The sequence below is a fragment of the Bacteroides sp. RTP31139st1_H2_RTP31139_211217 genome, assembly GCF_040227615.1.
GTDB classification, from domain to species: domain Bacteria; phylum Bacteroidota; class Bacteroidia; order Bacteroidales; family Bacteroidaceae; genus Bacteroides; species Bacteroides uniformis.
Window position 1 is genome coordinate 7,084 of the sequence record NZ_JBCNZM010000086.1, and the last position, 1,541, is coordinate 8,624.

Genomic DNA, 1,541 nt, shown 5'->3' on the forward strand with positions numbered 1-1,541 from the left:
TTGGTCTTGGGGTTGTTGAGGTAGTTGGCTACTGTGGCCGGGCTCAATACCAGCGGATTTCCATCCTTGTCGGTAAAGTCTGCCGGATTCAACACCTCGCCGGTTTCGGGGTCATATAGCTCCAGTTCTCCTTGCACAAATAGATTGTACTGTTCCCACACGGTGGTATTGAAGGGCTGCTCCGGTTGGGCATCGATGCTCAGCAGCAGGCGTTCAATGTCATAGGTCACTTTCCGGCGGTTCTGGTTCATGAACTTGCGGCTGATAAGGCTTTCATAGCCGTTGGCCTTGAAGTCATTCACACGCTTCTTGAAGCGGTTGGAACTGACAGGCAAGGTATGTCCGAACTCTGCTTGGTAGTAACTGATGGCTCCTGCCAGTTCGCCCCAGTTCACCGGCCCGGCCTTCATGGCCTTTCGCATAAACGTGGCATCCTCCATGGCACGCATCACTGCCTCAATTACCGAAGCGTTTACCGTATATTCTTGGATGTGTTCCGGTGGCAGTGCATCTCCGTTGTCAAAACGGAACCGGGTGTAAAATTCCCGGGCTTTCGCATCGATGTGGTAATGGCTGCCGAGCCAGTTTCTTATTACGTCTTCTTTCATATCTCCGTATTTTAGTTTTATCCTTTCCTGAAACCGTAGGGGCATGGTGGCTATTTCTACCAAAACGTAACCTCCCAGACCTCTTCCGGATCGAACTACATTGATTTTCTCCTTTGCCGCTAACTTCTTGTAATTGGGTATCGACATGATGGGAGCAAGTTCTTCTTCGGAAAGAGTGGAAGGATGAACTCCTTTCAGCGTGCGGCTTCTGCTATAGTCTGCCTTTCCGTTCACCATCACCGGTCGGTCATCGTAAGTCAGGTCATTGTAGGATATGCACAATATCTTTCCATAATACTCCATTTCATTTCTATTTATAAGGCAGATGCCATCTGTTGGGTCTCGTGCTGCAGCTGCATGAAATCCGATACAAATTCACATTGGTAGGTTTCAGTCCGTTTTCCGTCCACGTACACATCCACATCATTGGTCTTTCTGTGGACCACGAGTTTTACACGGGGACCGAAAGTGCAGGTCATGGTCTTCTCGCACTCCTCGAAGGTGGTTTCGCAGTTCGGGATGAAGTTCCCGTCAGTCAGTTTGCCGCCTCGCTTCAGGGCAAGAGTGCGTATCCGGCGCGCCTGATCGCTGTCACGGACAAAATTCAGTGCTTGCCACACAGCCTGACGGCTGCATCCGAATGTCTTCATCAAGAAGGTCTTGGTCTCGTTATCTGTCAAAATCTGCTTTCTCATATCGTCATACTTTTTAATCGTTATCGTTCGTTCAAAGGTTTTCAACGGCTTCCGCTATTTCCTAATCACCCGTCAGTATTTCATGAAGGCGTGTCCCTTTCTGCAGTTCTTCGACCAGCACCTGCATCGCTTCCTCACACACACAGCTCACATTCTCTATCACCCGGTAGGCATCCGAGTTGCTTATCTCATCCTCCGTCATGAATTGTCCAGCCAGCTCCATCGCCTGGTCGGCAAT

Annotated in this window: 1 protein-coding gene and 1 pseudogene; both read right to left on the minus strand. The window is 49.8% G+C overall.

Features of this window, described 5'->3' with window-relative positions; all coding sequences use genetic code 11:
- A pseudogene (locus ABUA47_RS14545) lies at positions 1 to 911 on the minus strand (hypothetical protein); the annotation flags it as partial.
- 11 nt (positions 912 to 922) lie between these two features.
- Positions 923 to 1,303, minus strand: coding sequence for a hypothetical protein (locus ABUA47_RS14550; RefSeq protein ID WP_007758937.1), 381 nt, complete (start codon positions 1,301 to 1,303; stop codon positions 923 to 925).
- Positions 1,304 to 1,541 lie beyond the last annotated feature (238 nt).